Annotated in this window: 1 protein-coding gene and 1 pseudogene; one reads left to right on the top strand and one right to left on the bottom strand. The window is 42.8% G+C overall.

What is annotated here, in order from left to right:
• Positions 1-839 precede the first annotated feature (839 nt).
• Positions 840-1342, top strand: a pseudogene (locus GRP75_RS30550) (LacI family DNA-binding transcriptional regulator).
• 210 nt (positions 1343-1552) lie between these two features.
• On the opposite strand, the gene rpoN reads toward GRP75_RS30550, so the two are convergent.
• Positions 1553-2636, bottom strand: a 1084-nt coding sequence (gene rpoN, locus GRP75_RS23920) for an RNA polymerase factor sigma-54 (RefSeq protein WP_160790562.1), incomplete at its 5' end; no start/stop codon positions are given.

Raw genomic sequence — 2636 nt, 5'->3', positions numbered from 1 at the left:
ATTGAAGGACATAATCAGTACAAGGATCGTGCAGAAGTGATTGTAAAAGAAGGACTTCAAGAAGTGGCCAAAGTAGCATCAACGTTCTAAGACACTTTCCAGGAAGGCTTTACCTGTTTGGCACCAGCGGCTCTATTGGGCAAATGTTGATACGGCAAGCACTTGAGAAATGTGCTCTAGTAAGGCCTATATGCGCGAATCTGCAAGCCTATTCTAGAAGATAAGAAATATAATTTTGCAAACACTATTTAAACGTAAAGGCAGCCGATTATCGGCTGCCTTTACAAATTTAACGTGATCTCTTCGATAAATTGGCAAATGGGACTAAAGAAACGGTGGGCACGTAACTTTTAATAACGCTATTCGTGTCTTTCGGGGGAAATTTAGGATTAACCACTAAAACAAGAAGGATAGAGATGAATATGAACAGATGTAGAGGACAAGGACGTATATCTAATGGAATCCACACTGGCGCTTCAGCTCGGCAGGGAAGATAAAAAGCTTTTATAAAGGCCGTGGGCATTTGTAGTCATGAAAAGGGCAAGCTCGAGAGCAAATCATTTTTCTGACGGATGTACTGGAGAGAACGCTTGAGCAAGCGTAGGCATATTTCCGGAACAAAAATTGATACAGATTTTAACCGTTCTCTCTAATGATAATTTTCATCACAAGCCTTGTTTTTTTAGATCCGCATACAACTGACAATAGAGCTTCATTAAAGCGGCGACATTCTTTAGGAAGCATGAAAACAGTCAGCAAAAAAAGCGTTTCAAACATAATTGAAACGCTTCCATCTTAGTGTTATTATAATATTCATAAAGAGAGATAGGGGGAGGGAGATGCCAAGTATTAAAGATGTAGCTAACATAGCTGGCGTAGCTGTGGGAACGGTGTCCCGCGTTATTAACAACTCGGGCTCTGTAAAACCAGAAACACGCAGGAAAGTGGAGAAAGCTATACAAGAACTAAATTATTTTCCTAATGAAGTCGCTCGAAATTTCAAGATGAGGAAATCCAAGATGGTAGCCTTGCTGCTTCCAAGTATCTGGCATCCTTTTTTTTCTGAACTGGCTTATTACATTGAGGATGAGTTGGATCGGGAAGGTTTTAAGCTCATGTTATGTAATAGCGGCGGCAAGCCCGAGAGGATGTAAAGGTTATCGGCTACGACGGGATTCAGGATCATCCTTATTTTCATCCGATATTGTCTACAATCAGGCAGCCAGTGGAGGAGATGGCACGTTTGACAATCAGACTACTGTATCAAAAGATCGATGGTATAACTTTAGATCAGCAAGTGTATCGTCTCCCCGTTGTCTTCAAGCAAGGCGAAACTACATGATTTTATTGAAAAATATTAGCCTCATTCTTTCGATTCATAGTGTGGATCTACTAACTGACGTTTTTCTTACAGCAAATTGGAAACGTTTCAAAAGTGAAAACATCCTAGTTCAAGAAAGGGGGTGTAATGGTGAATTCAAGAACTAGCGAGTCGGATCAAGCTTTCCTGAGACGTTGCCTGTCTTGCTGCATCGCCACTATCTTTAACCATTCAAACTTCAAACTTTTTTCTTTTGGCAGAAGAAAGATATCTTAGTTCTTCTCGATATTTCGCCACGGTTCTGCGTGATAAATGCAAACCTTCCTTTCCCAGCAGGGTAGTAATAGCCTGATCCGATAATGGTTTTTGCTTGTCCTCATCATCTATCAAATTTTTGATACGCTTTTTTGCACTCTCCGATGAAGCAGCATCTCCGTCCGCTGACGTCAAGGAGGAAGTAAAGAAGAATTTGAGTTCGAACAATCCGCGAGGCGTCTGTATAAATTTATTACTGACCGCCCTGCTGACCGTGGATTCGTGTAAGCCCGTCTTTTCGGCAATCTCCTTTTGGGTGATTGGTTTGAGGAAAGACACGCCATGCTCAAAAAAATCCTGCTGCTTTTCCACAATGGCCTTGGCAACCCGTAGAAGGGTCAGCCGACGTTGCTTCAGGCTATTGATCAGCCATTTTGCCGTATTCATCTTCTCATGGATAAAAAGTTTGGTTTCACTATTCGGTAGATCCCGCATCATTTGCTGGTAAAAAGGGTTGATCTCAACCCGCGGCGCACTAATGTCATTAATCAGGACAAGATATTCGCCGTTGGCTTTTTCGACCGTGATATCTGCTATGATGTATTGCTGCTCTTTATGAGCAAATGCTGCGCCCGGGCATGGATTTAGCTTGCGAATTCGATCGGCCATCTGTATAACCTCTCGCCTACCGATTACAAGAGCATCCGCAATTTTTTGTATCCGATTGTTTGCCAGATCAGCCAGATGGTTGCTTACCATTCTGACTATGCATTCATCATCCATGCCAGCAAGCTGGAGCTGGAGAAGAAGACACTCTTCCAAGCTGTAAGAGGCGATCCCCGGTGGATCAAAACTCTGTATCACCAAGAGCATATCCTCAATTTCGGCTATGGGAACGTCCACTAGTGAGGCGACTGTTGGAACATCAAGTTCTAAATATCCCATTTCGTTCAAATTGCCAATGAGGTACCGTGCCACCATACGCTGTGAATTTGTAAGCCCACATACCAGTCCAAGCTGCCTGTTCAGGTGTTCAAACAGGGTATCATTCGGGTTGGGG

Origin of the sequence: Paenibacillus sp. OT2-17 (genome assembly GCF_009827695.1) — a bacterium.
Lineage (GTDB): Bacteria > Bacillota > Bacilli > Paenibacillales > Paenibacillaceae > Paenibacillus > Paenibacillus polymyxa_B.
This window is presented reverse-complemented; position numbering and strand designations above follow the sequence as displayed.